Origin of the sequence: Variovorax paradoxus, from assembly GCF_000834655.1 — a bacterium.
Classification (GTDB): domain Bacteria; phylum Pseudomonadota; class Gammaproteobacteria; order Burkholderiales; family Burkholderiaceae_C; genus Variovorax; species Variovorax paradoxus_F.
Genome location: NZ_JXQQ01000129.1, coordinates 1 through 712 on the forward strand (window position 1 = coordinate 1; position 712 = coordinate 712).

Genomic DNA, 712 nt, shown 5'->3' on the forward strand with positions numbered 1-712 from the left:
GGGGGCTCGCGGCGCTCGATGAAGCACTGCGCCTGACCAGCGCCGCGTGCCCCCATCCCAGCCTTCCCCCGGAAGGGGAAGGAGAAACACCGGATCACTCGTCGTGCGAATCGTGCGTGGCCGCGGTGCCGCGCCGCCAGTAGCCCGAGGCGCGGGTCCACTTCGGGTTGGCGCCGCGCTCGCCCACGAGGTGCGCGCGCACGGCCTTTGCAATGCCCGACTCGCAGCCGACCCACGCATGGAAGTCGCCAGCCGGCAGCTTCGCGGCCTTCAGCGCATCGACCAGCACCGTGGTCACGCCGGCCTCGGCGCCGCGCCGGTACACCCACTGCAGCGTGACCTCGGCCTGCGTGTCGAACGGAATCTGGTCGGCTTCGCTGTCGACCTCGGCCAGCACCACCGCCCGCGCGCCGGCCGGCAGCTCGGCAAGGCGCCGCGAGATCGCTGGCAGGGCGGTGTCGTCGCCGATGAGCAGGTGCCAGTCGAACTCGGTCGGCACGATGAACGAGCCGCGCGGCCCGCCCACGCCCAGCACGTCGCCGGGCTTGGCGTTCTCGGCCCATTGCGTGGCGGGGCCGGCGTCGTGCAGCGCGAAGTCGATCTCCAGCGTGTTGGCCTTCGCGTCGTGGCGGCGCGGCGTGTAGTCGCGCATCGTCGGGCGGCCGCTCGCGGGCCAGATCGGGCCGTCGGGCCCGGCCGTCGGCAGCGTGAG

General features: G+C 73.6%; 1 protein-coding gene. It reads right to left on the reverse strand.

Going from position 1 to position 712, the window contains the following annotated elements:
• Positions 1 to 94 precede the first annotated feature (94 nt).
• On the reverse strand, positions 95 to 712 hold a 618-nt coding region (locus tag RT97_RS30385), incomplete at its 5' end, for a siderophore-interacting protein (protein WP_042582589.1).